General features: G+C 69.6%; 14 protein-coding genes, 1 tRNA gene and 2 pseudogenes. 10 read left to right on the forward strand and 7 right to left on the reverse strand.

Annotation, left to right across the window (positions count from 1 at the left end; genetic code table 11):
• Positions 1-116: 116 nt before the first annotated feature.
• From ACFVWW_RS08700 to ACFVWW_RS08715, 4 genes are all read right to left on the reverse strand, one after another.
• Positions 117-1,091: an MASE1 domain-containing protein gene (locus ACFVWW_RS08700; RefSeq protein ID WP_384177927.1), complete on the reverse strand. Its 975-nt coding sequence runs from the start codon at positions 1,089-1,091 to the stop codon at positions 117-119.
• 62 nt (positions 1,092-1,153) lie between these two features.
• Positions 1,154-1,987: a PP2C family protein-serine/threonine phosphatase gene (locus ACFVWW_RS08705; protein WP_384177930.1), complete on the reverse strand. Its 834-nt coding sequence runs from the start codon at positions 1,985-1,987 to the stop codon at positions 1,154-1,156.
• A gap of 170 nt (positions 1,988-2,157) precedes the next feature.
• Positions 2,158-3,531, reverse strand: coding sequence for a nucleotidyl transferase AbiEii/AbiGii toxin family protein (locus ACFVWW_RS08710; protein ID WP_389679398.1), 1,374 nt, complete (start codon positions 3,529-3,531; stop codon positions 2,158-2,160).
• Between the two features lie 99 nt (positions 3,532-3,630).
• Positions 3,631-5,886, reverse strand: coding sequence for a family 2 encapsulin nanocompartment cargo protein terpene cyclase (locus tag ACFVWW_RS08715; RefSeq protein WP_386876879.1), 2,256 nt, complete (start codon positions 5,884-5,886; stop codon positions 3,631-3,633).
• Positions 5,887-6,108: 222 nt separating this feature from the next.
• Between ACFVWW_RS08715 and ACFVWW_RS08720 the strand changes: the two genes are divergently transcribed.
• The 4 genes from ACFVWW_RS08720 to ACFVWW_RS08735 all read left to right on the forward strand — a co-directional run bounded on the left by ACFVWW_RS08720 (position 6,109) and on the right by ACFVWW_RS08735 (position 9,715).
• Positions 6,109-6,705 carry an HhH-GPD-type base excision DNA repair protein gene (locus ACFVWW_RS08720; protein ID WP_386876881.1) on the forward strand — a complete coding sequence of 199 codons (597 nt, stop codon included), beginning with the start codon at positions 6,109-6,111 and terminating at the stop codon, positions 6,703-6,705.
• Positions 6,706-6,866: 161 nt separating this feature from the next.
• Positions 6,867-8,405, forward strand: coding sequence for a M28 family metallopeptidase (locus tag ACFVWW_RS08725; protein ID WP_384177943.1), 1,539 nt, complete (start codon positions 6,867-6,869; stop codon positions 8,403-8,405).
• Positions 8,406-8,635: 230 nt separating this feature from the next.
• The gene (locus ACFVWW_RS08730) at positions 8,636-8,938 is read left to right on the forward strand and encodes a type II toxin-antitoxin system VapB family antitoxin (protein ID WP_041987019.1); all 303 of its coding nucleotides are present in this window, start codon (positions 8,636-8,638) and stop codon (positions 8,936-8,938) included.
• Positions 8,939-9,079: 141 nt separating this feature from the next.
• Positions 9,080-9,715 carry a LytR C-terminal domain-containing protein gene (locus ACFVWW_RS08735; RefSeq protein ID WP_384177946.1) on the forward strand — a complete coding sequence of 212 codons (636 nt, stop codon included), beginning with the start codon at positions 9,080-9,082 and terminating at the stop codon, positions 9,713-9,715.
• A gap of 162 nt (positions 9,716-9,877) precedes the next feature.
• On the opposite strand, the gene upp is transcribed toward ACFVWW_RS08735, so the two are convergent.
• On the reverse strand, positions 9,878-10,516 hold the full coding sequence (gene upp / locus ACFVWW_RS08740; RefSeq protein ID WP_384334814.1) for a uracil phosphoribosyltransferase: 639 nt from the start codon (positions 10,514-10,516) through the stop codon (positions 9,878-9,880).
• Positions 10,517-10,661: 145 nt separating this feature from the next.
• Between upp and ACFVWW_RS08745 the strand changes: the two genes are divergently transcribed.
• The 4 genes from ACFVWW_RS08745 to ACFVWW_RS08760 all read left to right on the forward strand — a co-directional run bounded on the left by ACFVWW_RS08745 (position 10,662) and on the right by ACFVWW_RS08760 (position 12,489).
• Positions 10,662-10,907 (forward strand): hypothetical protein, encoded by a 246-nt coding sequence (locus tag ACFVWW_RS08745; protein ID WP_384334817.1) that lies wholly within the window; start codon positions 10,662-10,664, stop codon positions 10,905-10,907.
• Positions 10,908-11,213: 306 nt separating this feature from the next.
• Positions 11,214-11,750 carry a hypothetical protein gene (locus ACFVWW_RS08750; RefSeq protein ID WP_384177955.1) on the forward strand — a complete coding sequence of 179 codons (537 nt, stop codon included), beginning with the start codon at positions 11,214-11,216 and terminating at the stop codon, positions 11,748-11,750.
• Between the two features lie 109 nt (positions 11,751-11,859).
• Complete coding sequence (gene tadA / locus ACFVWW_RS08755) at positions 11,860-12,288, forward strand: tRNA adenosine(34) deaminase TadA (protein WP_384178592.1); 429 nt, start codon at positions 11,860-11,862, stop codon at positions 12,286-12,288.
• Positions 12,289-12,401: 113 nt separating this feature from the next.
• Positions 12,402-12,489, forward strand: a tRNA-Ser gene (locus ACFVWW_RS08760).
• 49 nt (positions 12,490-12,538) lie between these two features.
• Here the strand turns inward: ACFVWW_RS08760 and ACFVWW_RS08765 are convergent.
• A pseudogene (locus ACFVWW_RS08765) lies at positions 12,539-13,417 on the reverse strand (NAD(P)H-dependent glycerol-3-phosphate dehydrogenase); the annotation flags it as partial.
• Positions 13,418-14,493: 1,076 nt separating this feature from the next.
• Here ACFVWW_RS08765 and ACFVWW_RS08770 point away from each other — a divergent pair.
• Entirely contained in the window at positions 14,494-16,782 is a 2,289-nt protein-coding gene (locus ACFVWW_RS08770; RefSeq protein ID WP_386876885.1) for an NACHT domain-containing protein, read from the forward strand.
• 20 nt (positions 16,783-16,802) lie between these two features.
• Here the strand turns inward: ACFVWW_RS08770 and ACFVWW_RS08775 are convergent.
• Positions 16,803-17,143 (reverse strand): annotated as a pseudogene (locus ACFVWW_RS08775) (site-specific integrase); the annotation flags it as partial.
• A 10-nt stretch (positions 17,144-17,153) separates the two neighbouring features.
• On the opposite strand from ACFVWW_RS08775, the gene ACFVWW_RS08780 reads away from it, so the two are divergent.
• Complete coding sequence (locus ACFVWW_RS08780) at positions 17,154-17,600, forward strand: hypothetical protein (RefSeq protein WP_386876887.1); 447 nt, start codon at positions 17,154-17,156, stop codon at positions 17,598-17,600.
• The last annotated feature ends 219 nt before the right edge of the window (positions 17,601-17,819 follow it).

The following is a 17,819-nucleotide window of genomic DNA, read 5'->3' on the forward strand; positions in this document are numbered from 1 at the left end:
AGCATCGCTCCTCACATGTCGCATCATCACAGGAGCTGATAACCGCACACCTTAAGGTCCGTCTTGTACGTCCGCAGGACCGGCCCGGACATGGATCATGCAGGACCGTGAAGGACCTAGGTCCTGTCCGGCGGCAACCGGTTCCCCGCCGCCCCCGGCGCGAGGTGGGCCACCACCTCGGCCAGGTCGTTGCACACCTGATCGATCTTCAGACGGATGTTGCGCTTCTCGGTGACGATGGCCGACAGCAGCAACGCGGTCAGCGCCACGGACCCGTTGAAGAGCTGCAGCGTGACCACGACCTCGATGAGGGTGTGGTGGGCGAACGGTCCCACTCCGTCGGTCGCCGCCAGGATCGTCAGGACGGACGCGAACAGCGCGCACGGCGCGCTCCCGGCGAGCTGGAAGCGCAGGGCCGCCCAGATGATCAACGGGAAGACGAGGAAGAGCAGGGCAAGAGGGCTCCTGGTGGCCAGCGGTGTGATGACGGCGGCGCCGATCACCAGGGCAAACATCTCGGCCCACCGGTGGGTGTCCCGGGGCAGCCGGATCTTGCGAAGGACGAGCAGCACCGGTGTGACCACGAGCACCCCCATGGCGTCACCCGTCCACCACGCCGACCAGACCGGCCAGAAGTCGTCCAGATGCAGCCGGCCGCTGAGCACCAGCATCCACGTTCCGATGGTCGCGCTGATCAGCATCCCTCCCATGGCACCGAGGAACACCAGCGCCAGCCCGTCCCGCAGCCGGTCCACCTCGGTGCGGAAGCCCACCCGCCGGAGCATCAGACAGGCGCAGACCGGTGCGAGCGTGCTGGCCGCGATGATCCCCGGGTCGGTCGAGTAGATCGGGCCGATCGTCACGATGTTGAGAAGGGCGCCGAGAGCGATACCGGGCCACACCCCGATGCCCATGTAGAGCAGGCAGGTCAGGGCGATGCCCGTGGACGGCCAGAGAGGTGTGACGACCGCGCTCTCGACGGTCACCTCCCGCAGCAGGCCGAGCTGTGCGCCCCCGTAGTAGAGGGCGGCGACAGCGAGGATCCGGAGAGCAGCCACGGAGAGACGTCGGGTTTCCTCGGTACGCACCACACCAGCAATCAGACAGCGTCACCCGCCCGGCCGGGCCATGACACGCTGCCAGGACCCTCGCGTCACTCGTTCCCGTACGGCGCCGCGTCGTGGCACAGCACGAGGACGGCGGAGTCGTCCTCGTGCCCGGTGAACTCGGCCACCTTCATCACCTCGGCGGCCAGCTCCTCGGGTGCGGCGGCGGCGCCGTCACGGACCAGCCGGGCCACCCGCGCGAGTCCCTCCTCGATCGGGAAAGACGGCCCCTCGACCACCCCGTCCGTGACCAGCACGAACGCTCCCGCCGTCGTCAGCCGGTGCCGCGTCACCGGGTACACCTCCACCGGCAGGATGCCCAGCGGCAGACCGCCCGGGTCCTCGGCGATGCCGTACCGCCCGTCGACCGTGGCCCAGATCGCGGCGACATGGCCGGCCCGGGCTGCCTGCAGCTCCCAGGCGACGGGGTCGAAACGCAGATAGGTGCAGGTCGCGAAGAGGCTGGAGTCCACCGACAGCAGCAGATCGTTGGCCCGCCGCAGCACCTCGCCCGGGTCGGGGGTGGCGGTGGCCACGGCCCGCATCCCGATACGGATCTGCCCCATGAACGCGGCCGCCTCGACGTCGTGGCCCTGCACATCGCCCACGGAGAACCCGAGCGCGCCGTCGGGCAGCACGAAACCGTCGTACCAGTCACCACCGATGTCCAGGCCGTCCCGGGCGGGCGAATAGCGCGCCGCGCTCCGCAGCCCCGGCAGGGCCGGCAGTACGGCCGGCAGCATCTCGCGCTGCAACGCCTCGGCCAGCTCGACCCGGGCCTGCTGCAACTCGGCCCCTTGCCGCGCTTGGGCGGTGAGTCGTCCAAGTGTGGTCAGCAGCTCGTCGGAACTCGCCGGCTCCGCAGGACGACGCCAGGTCATGGACCGCTCCGAGGGACGTCCGTTCATGGACCGCCACGAGGGCTTCCTCGCCGCGGCATACGCCTGAGGGCCCACTATGCGCTGCTGACCTGGCCGGATCCTTGATCCCTGCGTGGTCCCGGTCCCAGCCGCTCATACGAAGGCTTCCCCTCGATTGTATTTCCGCGGCGCTACTTCCGCCGGGCGAGAGCCTCTGAGTGAGAGCCACCGCGCGCGAGCCACTCCGCTGCGGTGTGCGGATCGCCGAGGAAACGCGCCCGGTCGACGACGACCGGGGCGCCGGTCCTGAAGGCCGCCACGAGGTCCGCCGCGCGGGACAGGTCGCACGCGGCGCGTCCGAGGAGTTCGCGGGTGATCACGAGCGCCACCACGGCCGGGGACCGGCAGTCGACAAGGTGGGACTGGACGGCGTCCATGCCCGACTCGGCCAGCACGGTGCGATGGGCTTCCGTTCGTGGTGCGAGCCAGTCGGCGAGGCACTCGTAGGGGCTGTCGGCGCTCGGGACGAACGTGGGGGCGACGGCGATGAGGAGCCGGGCGAGCTGGTCGGCGCCGTTGCCCGGGAAGTCGGGGTAGTCCTTGCCGAACTCGAACCAGTCGGCCTCCACCTGGGCGAGGTCGTCCAGACCGACCGGGTGCTGGTGGTAGTACGTGTCACTCCCCATCCGGAACACCCGGTGCAGCAGGTCCTCCGAGAGGTCCGTGGTCTCGGCGAGCAGGATCGCGTCGTAGAGGTCCTTGGCCTCGGGGTGGACGTCCGAGACCAGCCAGAGGATCTTCCAGGCGAGCGACAGTTCGCGCGTCGCCGCGTTGAGCACCAGGTCCGCTCCGCCGCGGAGCGGGGCGACCGCGGTCATGGCCGGGGGCGCGGGCAGGGGCTCGTTGAAGACGAAGTCGAGCTGGACCGTGCCGCCGAGCGCCTCCGCCGTAGCCGTCGACGGAGGGACCGCATCCGGCCCTGCCGGGTCCACGGCGGTCCAGGGCAGGACCAGCCGACGGCCCGGCACCCGGTCGTACGTCCAGATCTCGTCGCTGAGCGCGCCCGCCGCGTCGATACGGACCGGGCCACCGGCGCGCGACAGCGCCTCGGCGGTGCTCGCGAGGTCGTTGAGCATCGTGTCCGTACGGGGGTCGGTGAGTTCCCAGGTGTCGGGGACGACGACGAAATCCAGGTCGCCCGGATCGCGGGCCGCGTCCCCGAACCATGACGTCAGCAGCCGGCTCCCGCGCAGCGCCAGGTGCTCGGTCCACCGGGAACCCGCGACGGCCGCCAGGGCGTGGTCCAGCGCCTGGCGCCGGCCGGCGAACCAGGCGGCTTCCCTGCGCGCGTCCGCGAAACGCGGCTCGCTCAGCCTCATTCCCCTCGCGTGATGCGCCGCCGCGGGGTCGAACACCGGACGCTGTACGACACCCTCGCCCGGCACCGGACGCAAGGTGCCCGGCAGGCCCATACGGGCGCGGACGACGTCGGCCGGTGACTCCTTCGGCACGGTCTCGGTGTTGTCCCACGGCCCGTAGCCGAACTTCTCCCAAGCGCTCACCATTGGATTACCCACCGCTCCGTCGCCCACTGTCCGTCGTCCGCCACCGGGTGGGACTGCGATCGGCTCACCGCTGGTTCCTCCGTCCGTGGCCCGGCCGGGCTACCGCGCCATGTCCGGTACGGATCCGGGCCCCGGCAGCACCAGCCGCGCCGCCGAGGTGCCGAGCCCGCTCGGCACGGGCGCCAGCCAGCGGGTGATGCCCGACCGGTCCTGGATCAGATCGGACTCCTTGTAGCGATGGCAGCCCTCATGCCAGTTCAGAATGCCGGAGAGCCAGTGCTCCAGCTCCTTCACATAGCCGTCGAGCACCCCGCGGGCGTCCTCGTCCAGATCGAAGTCGTCGTACAGGACGGGCAGTTCGTTGGCGGCGACATGCTGGAACTGGCGCATCCGCGAGTTCATGAGGTCGTCGATGATGGCGAGGCCGGTCGGATAGTCGCAGTTGAAGAAGTTCTGCACGACGAGCACACCGTTGTGGACCTCGCCCTCGAACTCGATCTCCTTCTGGTACGAGAAGACGTCGTTCAGCAGACAGGCGTAGTCCTGCGCCGCGTTCTCCAGGGATTTCATCGGACCGCTGCGGTAGATCTCCGGCGGCACCTCCCGGCCGTGGCTCAGCCGGGACAGACTCATCGTCATGTCCGAGCCGAAGGTCTGCCGGCGCATCTCCATGTAGTCGACAGGGTCGGGGATGCGGTTCTGCGCCTGGTTGGCCAGCTCCCACAGCCAGCTGGCGGTCATGTCCTCGACGGACTTACGGAAGGTGCGGCGGCCCGCCTGCTCCATCGGGCCCGCCGTACGGGCCCACAGATCGGCCAGGCCCCGTTCCAGCGCGGTCGCCGGCACCGGCGTCTCGGAGGTCTCGACCGGCATGAACAGCGAGAGCCGTTCGTTGCACGCCTTCGCACCCGCCAGATCGCGGGTACTGCCGTAGACGACCGGGAAGTAGTCGTCGCCGTACGTCCCCCAGGCCAGCCAGTCCGAGGTCAGATCGAGCCCCTCGGGCGTGGCGTCCGGATGGATGCCGGCCGAGCAGAGCGGCAGGTCGATCCGCCTGATCCGCTCCTCGTCCCAGACGTCGGAGCCCGGGATACCCGGCTGCGCCCGCAGAATCCCCATCCGGTGCGCCCACTCGACAACATGCTCCCGAGAGTGATCCAGATGCGGGCTCAGGGTGAGCTCGAACGGCATGTGGAACTCGGGCAGCAGGGAGGGACCGACGCGCTGGAACGGGACATGGCTGTGGCTGCGCGCCCGCGCGGGGGCGCCCACGCCGATCGTCTTCGCGATATCGGCGGCGGCCGTGCCGAGACCGACCGGGGTCATCGAGAACGACGTACCGGACGGGTCATCGGACTCGGACCCCGCGCCGTTCATATAGCGGCTGGAGCGCATGTGCCACTCGTGGCCGCCCGACTGCCAGTCCTGGAGCCCCTTCACATAGGCGAGGGTGTCGGCGCACGACTGCGGGTCGAGGCCCTTCTCGGCGAAGAGCGGGCCCAGTTCCGTCAGCGCGGTGTTCTCGAACTGCTGGATGCGCGAGGTGATCAGGTCGTTGACGGCGTCCGCCGCCTCCTGCGTCGTACAGCCGAGGAAGGTCTCCAGGACGAGCACGCCATTGCTCAGCTCGCCCTCCTCCTCGATCTCCCGCTGGTACGAGAACAGGTCGTTGCGCAGATGGACTCCGTCGGAGAACGTGTCCTTGAGGACCCGCAGCGGGCGGGAATCGGCGATCTCCGCGGGGACCTCGGCGCTCGCGGCATATTCGATGAGACCGGCCGACCAGGGCGCTCCGCCGACCTTGCGCCGCATTTCGATGTACTCGACGGGGTTCGCGATGCGCTCCGCGTTGATGTTCGCGAGCTCCCAGTCGGACTCGTTGAGCAGATTCTCGGTGCTCTCCGCGAACCGCTCGCGCCACCCCATGGACATGCTGGGGACCGTACGGGCCCAGAGATCGGCGAGACCCGCCTCGACGGGATTGGTCGGCTCCGGGAATCCGGCGGACAGGTCCATCGGCATGAAGGCCGCGAGCCGGTCCAGATACGCCTTGCCGCCCTCCCGGTCCTGGGGCCGTTTGAAGACCTCCAGGAAGTGGTCGTCGAAGAAGAACACCCACACGTACCAGTCGGTGACCAGCGACAACGCCAGGCCGTCGCAATCCGGATGGGTGTACGAGCAGAGCAGGGCGTAGTCGTGTGAATCGAGGTCGTGCTCCTCCCAGACCCCCGAGCCTTCCAGCATGCCCATGTCCCTGGCCCACTTCTTGGAATGCTCCCTGGCCTCTTCCAGGTGGGGGTTGAGTCGGGCCGGATAGGCCATGTAGAAATCCGGCAGTTCAAAGGGCTGTGTCACGGGCGCGCGGCCTTTCCCGAAGGTTCCGGAAGATTTCCCCTGCGCCGGAATGAGCCGGTCAGGAATGCCGGCATCGCGTACCGCCCCCCTGCCGTGTCACCCGGTAGGCCCAGATCTACCCCTCGTCCGGTTCCGCCATCCGCGCCCCAAAATAGTCATATGAACACACCGCCAGCGCGTGGCGTACATGCGATGCGCCGGAGCCGGGGCGATCATCGCTTAATGAGCACCACAATTCGGCTCGCACAGCAGCCCGAGGCCGACGAACTGCTCGGCCGCAGCCCGCTGGCCGCGCTCGTCGGCATGCTGCTGGACCAGCAGGTCCCGATGGAGTGGGCGTTCTCAGGCCCGTACACCATCGCCGTACGCATGGGCGGGGACGATCTCGACGCACGGGAGATCGCCCTGTACGACCCCGACGCCTTCGTGGCGCTGCTCTCGGACAAGCCCGCCGTGCACCGCTATCCGGGGTCCATGGCCAAGCGTGTGCAACAGCTCTGCCAGTACCTGGTCGAGCACTACGAGGGCGATCCCGGCGCCGTCTGGCGTGACGTCGCCACCGGCGCCGAGGTGCTGGCGCGGCTGAACGCGCTGCCCGGCTTCGGGAAGCAGAAGTCCCAGATCTTCCTGGCGCTGCTGGGCAAGCAGTTCGGGGTAAGCCCCACGGGCTGGCGGGCGGCCGCGGGCGCGTACGGCGACGAGGGGTCGTACCGCTCGGCGGCGGACATCACCGGGCCCGAATCGCTGGCCAAGGTCCGGGCGTTCAAGCAGGAGGCGAAGCGCGCGGCGAAGGCCGGAAAGCCCGCGGGGAAGGGCTGAGCACGAGGGGCGGTCCACGGGCTGGCGTCGGCCGGTACGCGGCCGATCTGCGGCTGATCTGCCGATACGCGTCCGTGACCTGTGGCACACCTGTTCCCACAGGGCACGCCGGTCGCTAGCTTTCCCTCACATTCGTTCGCACCGGAAGGACCCCAACCCCTGTGAACGCAACTCCCCGCAGATTCCTGGCTGTGGCGGCCGCGACCGCGCTCGCCGCCCCTCTTCTGCTGTCCGTCTCCCCCGCGTCCGCGCGACCGCACGACCCGGCCAAGGACGCGGCGAAGCTCTCCCGCGAGCTGGTGCGTGAGGCCTCCGCCAAGGACGCCTACCGGCATCTGAAGATGTTCCAGGCCATCGCGGATTCCGCCGACGGCCACCGGGCCGCCGGGACGCTCGGCCACGACGCCTCCGCCGCCTACGTGTACAGCCAGCTCAAGAAGGCCGGCTACCGCGTCTCGTACGACACCTTCGGCATCACCTACATCGAGACGCTCGCCGAGAAGCTCTCGGTCACCGCGCCGACGCCGCGCGATGTCTCGATCGCGGCCATGTCGTACACCAAGTCCACCCCGGTGGGCGGTGTCACGGCGGCCCTCGCCGTCGTCCCGGTCGACGCGACCACGGGCTGCGAGCCCACCGACTACGCCGCCGGCGCCTTCACCGGCAAGATCGCGCTGATCCAGCGCGGCGGCTGCGACTTCGCCACGAAGCAGAAGGAAGCGGGGGCCGCCGGCGCGGTCGCCGCGATCGTCTACAACAACACCGAGGGCGCGCTCAACGGCACGCTCGGCGGTCCCGACGCCGGTGTGATCCCCACGGGCGGAATCACCCAGGCCGAGGGCCAGGCGCTCGTCGCAGAGGCCGGCAAGGGCGCCGTGACGGTCTCCCTGGAGGTCCGTCAGCTCCAGGAGGAGCGCACCACCCGCAATGTGATCGCCGAGACCGAGGGCGGCAAGGCCGAGAGCACCGTGATGCTCGGCGCCCACCTCGACTCGGTCACCGAAGGCCCCGGCATCAACGACAACGGCTCGGGCTCCGCCGGTCTGCTGGAGGTGGCTCTCGACCTCGCCAAGACCCACGAGAAGCCCACCAACAAGGTGCGCTTCGCCTGGTGGTCGGCGGAGGAGCTGGGGCTGCTCGGCGCCGAGGCGTACGTCGCCGACCTCACCCCGAAGCAGCGCGCAAGCATCGCGCTGTATCTCAACTTCGACATGATCGGCTCGCCCAACGCCGCCCAGTTCGTCTACGACGGTGACGACTCGGACGGCGAGGGAGCGGGACCGGGGCCCGAGGGCTCCGCCCAGCTGGAGAAGGGCATCACCGACTTCCTCGACGGCAAGAAGTCCCCCCACGAGGGCACGGACTTCGACGGCCGCTCCGACTACGGGCCGTTCATCGACGCGGGCATCCCCTCCGGCGGCACCTTCACCGGCGCCGAGGGCATCAAGACCGAGGCCCAGGCAGCGAAGTTCGGCGGCGAGGCCGGTGTCGCGTACGACAAGTGCTACCACTCGGCCTGCGACGACCTCTCCAACATCGATATGAAGGCCTTCAACGTCAACATCGACGTGATCGCCAACGCCGTGGGCACCTACGCCCATGACCTCGGCTCGCTCTCGAAGCCGGCCGTGGCGGCGCGTACCGCGCGCGGCGACAGCGGCAGCGGCGTTCCCGCCCGCGGCCACCAGCCCGCCGCGTAACCACGCGACGCGTAACCACGCGACGCGCCCTACCGAACACAGCCCCTTTCGAGCGAATCAGCGGTTCGCGCGCGGGGCCGGCGAATCCGCCGCCGAGGACGATCTCGGCGGCGGGCTCACCGGACGATGGGCTTCCGCTCTTGCTTCACTCCCGCTTTGACGCCCAATGACGCTTTTACACTCCGGCGCCATGGCTGCGCCCGGAGCCGCTCGCCCGGTAGGCTTTCCGTGTGATCTTCAAGCGCATCGGTAACGGGCGGCCCTATCCCGACCACGGCCGGGAAAGCACCCGGCAGTGGGCGGATGTCGCGCCGCGCCCGGTCCGCCTCGATCAGCTCGTGACCACGAAGGGTCAACTGGACCTGGAGACGCTGCTCGCCGAGGACTCCACCTTTTACGGAGACCTCTTCGCGCATGTCGTGAAGTGGCAGGGCGATCTCTATCTGGAGGACGGGCTGCACCGCGCCGTCCGCGCCGCGCTCCAGCAACGCCAGGTGCTGCACGCGCGCGTGCTGGAGTTGGACCGTGGCTGACCGGCGCTGACCGTGGCTGACCGGCGCTGACCGGGACCGTACGGGTGAACACTGAGCCTTTCGGGGCCTTTCCCACCACGGACGGATCAATCAGTTGATCATTTAGTAGGAATCATTACCAGCGCGCACTACGCTGCGGCCATGAGCATGCTGACTCCCCCCGGCATGGGCGGAAAGTACCGCATCACGGGTGGCAAATACCCGCGAATGCGCCGCCCCCGTCATCGCCGCAGGATCGTGCTCGCGGCTGTCGCCGCCGTTGTTGCCCTCGGCCTGGCCGGCTGGGGGACCTTGCAGCTCATCGACGTCTTCACGGGCGACGGCAAGAAGAACACCGCCGCCGGCCTGAAACCCGACTGCAAGCCCTCCAAGGCGCCCGCGAGGTCGCTGCCCAAGCCCGGCCAGATCACGGTCAACGTCTACAACGCGACCCCGCGAGGCGGTCTCGCCCAAACCACCGCCGACGAACTGAAGAAACGCGGCTTCCTCATCGGCAAGGTCGGTAACGCCCCTGCCGCGTACGACAAGAAGGTCCCGGGCGCCGGAATACTGCTGGGCGCCACGATGACCTCGGACGGTCCTTTCAGCGTCCTCGGCACCCAGCTGAAGGGGGCCACGTCGAAGACCGACACCCGCGAGACCGCGGACGTCGATCTGATCATCGGCTCGGCCTTCAAGGCGCTGACCGTCCAGGCGGACGCCGACCAGGCGCTGGCCACGCTCGCCAGTTCCACGTCCAAGGCCTGCGGGGACCTGGCCTCCCCGAAGAACCCCTAAGGCGCGCTCTTATTTGAGGGCTCGGTTCGCCTCCGGGCGCTTTGTGCCGCCCTTCGGCTCACTCGCCGGCAGTCGTGGAGACGGGCCGGCGCGGGCCCACCGGCGGGTGCCGCCTCTCCCCTCCCCAAGCGGGGCAGGGGGAGGCGGGCACTCGCCTTCGTCTCAGATGGACGCGGTTCCGTACATACGGTCACCCGCGTCGCCGAGGCCCGGGACGATGTAGCCGTGCTCGTTGAGCCGCTCGTCGACCGCCGCGGTGACCACCGTCACCGGCGCGCCCGCCAGCTCACGCTCCATCACCTCGACGCCCTCCGGCGCCGCGAGCAGCACCACCGCCGTGACATCGTCCGCGCCGCGCTTGATGAGCTCCCTGATCGCCGCGACCAGCGTGCCGCCGGTCGCCAGCATCGGGTCCAGGACGTACACCTGGCGGCCCGACAGGTCCTCCGGCATGCGATTCGCGTACGTGGACGCCTGGAGCGTCTCCTCGTTACGGATCATCCCGAGGAAGCCCACCTCGGCGGTCGGCAGCAGCCGCACCATGCCGTCGAGCATGCCGAGGCCGGCCCGGAGGATCGGGACCACCAGCGGGCGCGGGTAGGAGAGTTTCACCCCCGTCGTCGACGTCACCGGGGTGGTGATGTCGACCTGTTCGGTCCGCACATCCCTGGTGGCCTCGTACGCGAGGAGGGTGACCAGCTCGTCGGCGAGGCGCCGGAAGGTCGGAGAATCGGTGCGCCGATCGCGCAGCGTGGTGAGTTTGTGCGCCACCAGCGGGTGGTCGACGACATGAATCCGCATGGCGCCCACAGTAACCGGGGGCCAAGGCTCCACGCGCTGCCACCAAGGCGTCGGCATCAACCACCGTTACGGAGGGAAGGTGAGAAGGGGTCTCCCCGGTGAAGCCGCGGAGTTACGGACCCAGCCTTGGGGTGGTGAGGCGTCGATGCCGGACCGGTATCAGCAGGGGCAGGATCAGGACCGCGACCAGACCAGGGCCGAGGGCACGGACACGGACACGGAGATAGGCCCGGACGCGGCCCCGGAGAGCGAAGCGGAGCGCCGTCGGCGGCGCGCGCAGTTCCTGCGGGAGCTGAACGAGGCCAAGGCCCTGCGCGAGCGCGTGAAGCCGCGGCAGGCCCGCGCCGCGCGGATGCGCCAGCAGATGCGGATGCGGACCTTCCGCTGGTAGCGGCTCCCGAGACACGGGGCGGACGACGCGCGGGCCGCGCGTGGGCCATATGCGGACCGTACGCCCGCCGGACGCGGGCCATGTGCGGGGCCGCATACCGGGCCCGTAAGCGGCCGTTCGCCCGGTCCCGGGGCCGCACAGAGGGCATCCGACGCGTGGGGCCGAACAGGCGCCTAATAAAATGGGCCCCCGACGCAACGGTGGAAGACCTCTCGCGAAGCGCTCGTTTCTGCCACGATTCCGAGTAGGCGGGGCAGAGCAGCGCACCGCCGGTTCGTCACACCTCTGACCAGTGGGAGAGTCACGGTGTACTTCGCCGCACTGCTCGCGCGCACCGAAGACGGGTGGGAAGCGAGCGATACAGAGCTCGACGATGTGGAGACCTTGTCGGACCTGACCGACCTGGCCCGCGACGCCTCGGTGGACGAGGACACAGTTCTCCTCTTCATCGAGCAGGAGGATGCCTGGTTCGGCATCCTCCGCGTGGAGGGCGAGGAGGACCCTCGTATCTACGTCTCCGACGCGGCCGCGGCCGCACGCTCCTCGTACGGGGAGATCCTCATTGATGAACTGCTCGGCGGGGAGGACGACGACCCGGCCGACGACTTGGACACGCTGGACCTCGACGGTACCGAGGACGGCGAACCGGACGAGAACGACGAGGAGGACGAGGACAGCCCCGTGATCGACGGGGAGACCGTGCTCTCGGGAGCCGTCGGCGACCGTGAGATTCTCGCCGACCTCGGCCTGCCCGAGGCCGATCTGCTGGCGCTGGAGACCGATGCGATGGCCGAGATCGCAGAGGCTCTGGGAGCCGCCGAAGTACTGGAGACCGTCCGCTAGTGCCGCGACCGGGAATGTTTGCGCGACGGGGCAAACCTTGCCGGGAGGGGCACGGGTGACCCGGCACGACACGGTGCCCGACCCGGTACGCGATCCGTGGCGGGCCTCCATGCTCCTCGCCCTCGACGAGGCGGCACGGGCGGCCCGGTCCGGTGATGTGCCGGTCGGCGCCGTCGTGCTGTCCCAGGACGGCACGGTGCTCGCCGTGGGCCACAACGAACGCGAGGCGACGGGCGACCCGACGGCCCATGCGGAGATCCTGGCGATCCGCAGGGCCGCCGGGACGCTCGGCTCCTGGCGGCTGCCGGGCTGCACGCTGGTGGTGACCCTGGAGCCGTGCACGATGTGCGCGGGCGCGATCGTGCAGTCCCGGGTGGACCGCGTGGTGTTCGGCGCCCTCGACGAGAAGGCCGGCGCGGCCGGCTCACTCTGGGACGTCATACGCGACCGCCGGCTCAACCACCGGCCCGAGGTGATCCACGGCGTACTGGCCGAGGAGTGCTCCGCACTCCTGACCACCTTCTTCCGCGACCGCTGACCACCCCCGACACCCCCTTCTGCACTCCCCGGACCCCCCTCCGACCCCCCTCCCCTCGCCACACCGCGATATCGATTTCGGAGCACGGCCCACCGTGGGCTAAGCTCTCTCCCGGTAGCGTGTCCGAGCGGCCGAAGGAGCTCGCCTCGAAAGCGAGTGTGGGGAAACTCACCGAGGGTTCAAATCCCTCCGCTACCGCCATCGAGAACCGCCCCTGACCTGTGAAAACAGGTCGGGGGCGGTTTTTTATCACCGTTTCGGCTGTCTGTTTGGTTACCGCGGTGGTTTCGCCGACGGTCAGGCCGCGGCCGAGGTTGGCGCCGAAGGTGTGGTTGCGGGACAGGGGTGAGGAGCAGGTGGCGACGAGGTCGCCCATGCCGGCGAGTCCGGCGAGTGTCTGGGCGTTGGCGCCCATTGCCTGGGCGAGGCGGGTGGTCTTGGCCAGGCCCCGGGTGATGAGCGCGGCCTGAGTGTTGCTGCCGAGGCCGTGTCCGTCGGCGATGCCTACGGCCAGGGCGATGACGTTTTTGACCGCGCCGCCGAGTTCGCAGCCGACGACGTCGGTGGTGGTGTAGGGGCGGAAGTAGGGGGTGTGGCAGGCGGCTTGGAGCCGTTCGGCGACGTTCATGTCCGCGCATGCCACGACGTCGGCAGCGGGCTGTCAGCGGATGATCTCGCCCGCGAGATTGGGGCCGGATACGACCGCGATCCGCTCTGGCCCTGCGCCTGTCACGTCTGCGATGACTTCGCTCATCAGTGAGGCCGTGCTGAGCTCGACGCCCTTCATCAGGGAGACGAGACGAAGGCGGCGGAACGCGTCCTCGGAGGCGGCGAAGACGTCCGATGCGGCCGTGATCGACATCTGATAGCGCATGCCGTAGCACGGGGCGAAGCTGTCGCGGGCGGAGCGTTCCCGTTCAACGGGATCCAGGTCCTGGTTTCGGGCCAGGCCGCGAAAGGCGTTGCGGGCCTGGGAAAGGCACGTGAGGTAGTCGCCGTACAGGATCTGGCGTAGGCCGATGAGGCGGTCGTCCTGCTCGCGGCGGAAGCGGCTGCGGTTGAGAATGGCGGCGGAAGCGGTCGCGATCAAGGCACCGACTACGGCACTGGCCAGCGTCATCCACGGCATGAGCTAGAAGTTAGGACGCGCGCCACGATGCCGAAAGGTGCCGAAGCTGCCATCGGAGGGCTCGGCGGTGCGTCCCCGCTCTGCGTGCTTCTCAACTCTGTAAGCGGACGGGCCCTCCGGCAATGTTGACGGGGCAAGAGTCCAGGAGCACTGAGTTTGTCTTCTAGTAACTAACCCTCCGTCAACGTCGCAGGGCGCCGACGGAGGTTGAGACGGTGTCAGACCCGTCCGGTTACTCAAGATCGAGGACGGCTTTGCCATGGAGGCGGTGGCCGAGCAGAAGCTGTACTGCCTCGGAGTGGCGAGTCCACGGGTCGCGCCAGCTGATGCCCGGATCGAGGCGGCTCGCGGCGATCTCTCCGGCCAGCCAGGTCAGATCCGCGGAGAAGTCGGTGGTGGGATTGCCGAGGAGGTAGAAGGTGCGGATCGACCGGTCGTGCCCTCCTTCGCTGCCCAGCAGGGCATCCGGTGCTGGTGCAACTGCCCGGGGATTCCCACCGGCACCTCCTTGATGATCTCCTGCGTGCCGTCGATGGACCCCGTGTCACTGATGACCCAGCAGTCGATCAGCGGCAGCACCGACTCCAGACACCGGCGGATCACCGCCGACTCATTTGGCGACGCCCGGCAGGTGCTTCTCAAGCGCCTCGTGCAGCCCCACCGCCTGGTCGTCGTCGACTGGAACCGGTTCCCGCCGTCACCGTCCGGCCTCCGGCGGGAGAACCGGGCGTTCCCGTCCCTCCGGCACCGGAGGTCGGACAGAATGCAGGTGTCCGGTGGGGAGCCGACAGGCCGGTGCCACCGCCCGAAGCGGAAAATGGGGGCACGGTTGACTGTGCGGGACGCGGACGGCTCTGACGCGCGGAAGGATCCTCAGCCCCCGGGACGGCCACGGCCCGGACCGCCGGCCAGGATCCGGGCCGTGGCACGAACACCACGGGCAGGGACACGGGCTCGGGCCGCCGCACCACCGCGGCCGGGCGGCGGCCAGGCCAGTGGCGGAGCGGCTGTCGGAGGGACGGGTGCGTAGGAACCGCTCAGGCCCTCCCCCCGGGCGACGCCGACGGTTACTGCTCATGGCGGCGGCGGTGCTGGGCATGTGGCTGCCGATCTACTTCGGCCCCCTCGGCGAGTGGATGAAGGAGCGCCCGCCGCCGTTCATCGCCTGGATGGAACAGCACACCACCTTCGCGGTCGTCCTCTTCATGGCGGCCACAGCCCTCGCCGTACTGGGCTCCATGGCCAGACAGCCGAACGAGCCGCAGCCGGTGGCGGAGCTCGCCGAGACACTGGCCACCGCGGTGGCCGATCAGTGGCGCAGGGAGGAGACGGCCCTCCAGCTGCAGGCGCCATGGCCGATACCGTTGCGATGGGAGAACACCGCACGGCCGGTGGCAGACCATTGGGAGGCGATCAACGGCACCCACGACCTGGGCGAACCGGTGGATCTGTCCGGACGGCTGGGCGGGGACGGCCGGGCGGACGACAGCATCGTCGCTGTGTTCCACCGGGTGGCGTCACGGCGGCTCGTGATTCTCGGCGCACCGGGCGCGGGCAAGACCGTCCTCGCCCTGAATCTGGTGCTGCATCTGCTCGACCGGCGCCAGGAGGGGGAGCGGGTACCCGTTCTCCTCCCCATGGGATCCTGGGATCCCGCCCAGGAGACTCTGCACTCCTGGATGGCCCGTCGGCTGGCCGAGGACGACCCGGCGCTGCGCTCCCGGTCGAGGTCGGGAGCGACTCTCGGCCAGGAGCTGATCGCCTCCGGACAGGTGCTGCCGGTGCTGGACGGGCTGGACGAGATGCCCCCGCAGGCGCGGTCGGAAGCGCTGGCAGCCCTGAGCCGGCAGCTGGGACGGGGCGAACCGCTGGTGCTGACCTGCCGGGCCGACGAGTACCAGCGGACGGTGGGGAGTACGGTGCTCACCGCCGCCGCGGTGGTCGAGCTGTGCCCGCTGGACCCGGCCGACCTGCGGACCTATCTGCGGGTGAGCACGGTCCCCGCCCGGACCGGCTGCTGGGATCCCCTGTTCGCCGAGGTGGAGAGCACCCCCGGCGGGCCGGTGGCCCAGGCACTGTCCACTCCCTTGATGGCCTGGCTCGCCCGTACCGCCTACGCGGACACCACGGCCGGGCCCGCGGAACTGCTCGCCGAACAGGGAGGGATCCGCCGGTTCGCCGACCGGACGGCGGTGGAGGAGCACCTCCTGCAACGCCTCATCCCGGCCGTGTACTCCCGCGATCTTCCAGGGGAGGACACCCGGAGGTGGAGCGGCGAGGAGGCCCACCGCTGGCTGAGCTTCCTCGCCCGGCATCTCGACAAGTTCCGTACGCCCGATCTGGCCTGGTGGCAGCTCGGCACCACCGTGCCCCTGGCGTCGCGCATGGTGCTGGTCGGGATCGCCACCGGACTGGTGTACGGACTCCTGTCCTGCCTGGTACACGGACTGGGCGGGTTCGGGCTCATGGACGTCTTGGTGAGCGGGCTGCTCAACGGGTCCATGACCGGGCTGTCCTTCGGACTCGCGCACGGGGTTGTGGCCAGGTTCATCGACGGGGCCTTCCAGCCGTCACGCGTACGGCTGAGCCTTCGCGGCCGGCAGACCGGGCGGGCTCGCCCGAGGTTCCTGCCCCGGTTCATGGCAGGGCTCGTGGTAGGGCCGATTGCCCAGGTCACCGGCAATCTGCTCGCCGGAGTGGTGAATGTGGCGGCCTACCAGGAGCCGTTCTGGCTGCTGGCAAGGGTGCTGAACGCGGGGTTCTGGGGTTTGGTGGTCGGGGTCGGGGCCGCGCTCGTCCTCGGCTCCACGGCCTGGTTCGAGGAGCCCATTGACACGCAGGAGGCCACCAGTCCCACCGGTCTGCTGAACACCAACCGTGCGACGGTGCTCCGCCAGGCGCTGGTGCTCGGAGTGGTGTTCGGGCTTCTGATCCTGCTCGGGAGCTGGGTCATGGCGGGTCTGCTGCCCCGGCACATGTGGGGCGTCACCGTGGTGTGGACCCCCGCCGTGGGGCTGCGATCCGGGATTCTGTCCGGGCTCGGGAGCGCGCTCGTGGCCGCGCTCGCGCTGACCGCCTGGGGCCGCTGGGTGATCCTGGCGCGCGGCTGGCTGCCGCTGACCGGACGACTGCCATGGGCCGTGAGCGCCTTCCTGGAGGACGCCCACCGACGTGGCGTACTGCGCCGGAACGGAGCGTTCTACCAATTCCGCCACGCCCGGCTCCAGCATCACCTGGCCCCTGTCCCACCACCACTGCCGCCCCAGCGGCGCTCCCGGCCACGGGTCCATCTCTCCGGCCTGCTTCGCCGTCAGGACCACGGCCGCGTGGGAGAGCCCGACAGTGACGGTGAGATGTCTCGGTGACTGGCTGCTCACGCGATCTGGTGGACCTCGCGCCTCGCGATCAGCCGGTCGATCGCCGTCCGCGAGCGCGCCGGGGTCTGGGAGTCCGGCACCGCCATCCGCTTCGCCCACACCGGGACCGCCGGGGCGTCGTGGCCGCGCTCGCGGCACCAGCTCAGCCAGGACAGCACCGACGCGCGGCGCGCGTTCCAGGTGTTGACCGCCGAGGTGCCCCACAAGAGTTCGAGCGCCTCGCCGATCTCGTCGTCCGCCACCGTCGCCAGCGGACGGCCCTCGCCGAGCCGCTCGGTGGTCTTGCCCACCGCGATTAGCTCCGCACCGTGTTCGGGTTGCCAAGCGAGTCGAGGAACACATCGGCCACCGTCCGGACGGTGAGCGCCGTGCCGGCCGGTAGTTGTGCGACGGTGGCGACCCGCTACGACGCCCGCGGCTTCGTCGAGTGGTGCCGCAAGAACCGCCACATCGGCAAGGGCCTGGAAATCCCGGCCCGCGAGAAGCTGAGCCATGTCCGACCGACGGACGAAGACGATCGCTGGAAGCTCAGCCGCCGCCTCATGCACGACAGCGGCCTCGCCGTCGAGGACCGGTTCGCCGGGCTCCTCGTCCTGCTCTATGCCCAACCCCTCACCGTCGTCTCGCAGCTGCCAGTCACGGCGGTGATCACAGAAGGTCCGCAGACCTCGCTGATGCTGGGCGACATTCCCCTGCTGCTGTCTGAACCCATTGGCAAGCTCGCCCGGCAGCTCGTCGCACGGCGCCATGGGCACACCACCATCGGCACCTCGTCGGACTCACCCTGGCTCTTTCGCGTTGCGTGACCTGGTCGATGAGCTTGCGGGCGCGGGAGTGGCGGCGGGGTCCGGCCTCCGAACTCGGCGGAGCGATCAGTTGGGCTTCGCCGACGGCGCGGCCGATGGGGTGGGCGGGATAGTCGTCGTGGGCTGGGCTTTTGCGGGCATCGTCGTCGGACGCGTCTAGGGGCCCTGGTGCCGTATGGCACCAGGGCCCCTGGGGGAACAACACCATCTGTCGGCCTA

The sequence above is a fragment of the Streptomyces sp. NPDC058198 genome, from assembly GCF_042882605.1.
In the GTDB taxonomy this organism is placed as follows: domain Bacteria; phylum Actinomycetota; class Actinomycetes; order Streptomycetales; family Streptomycetaceae; genus Streptomyces.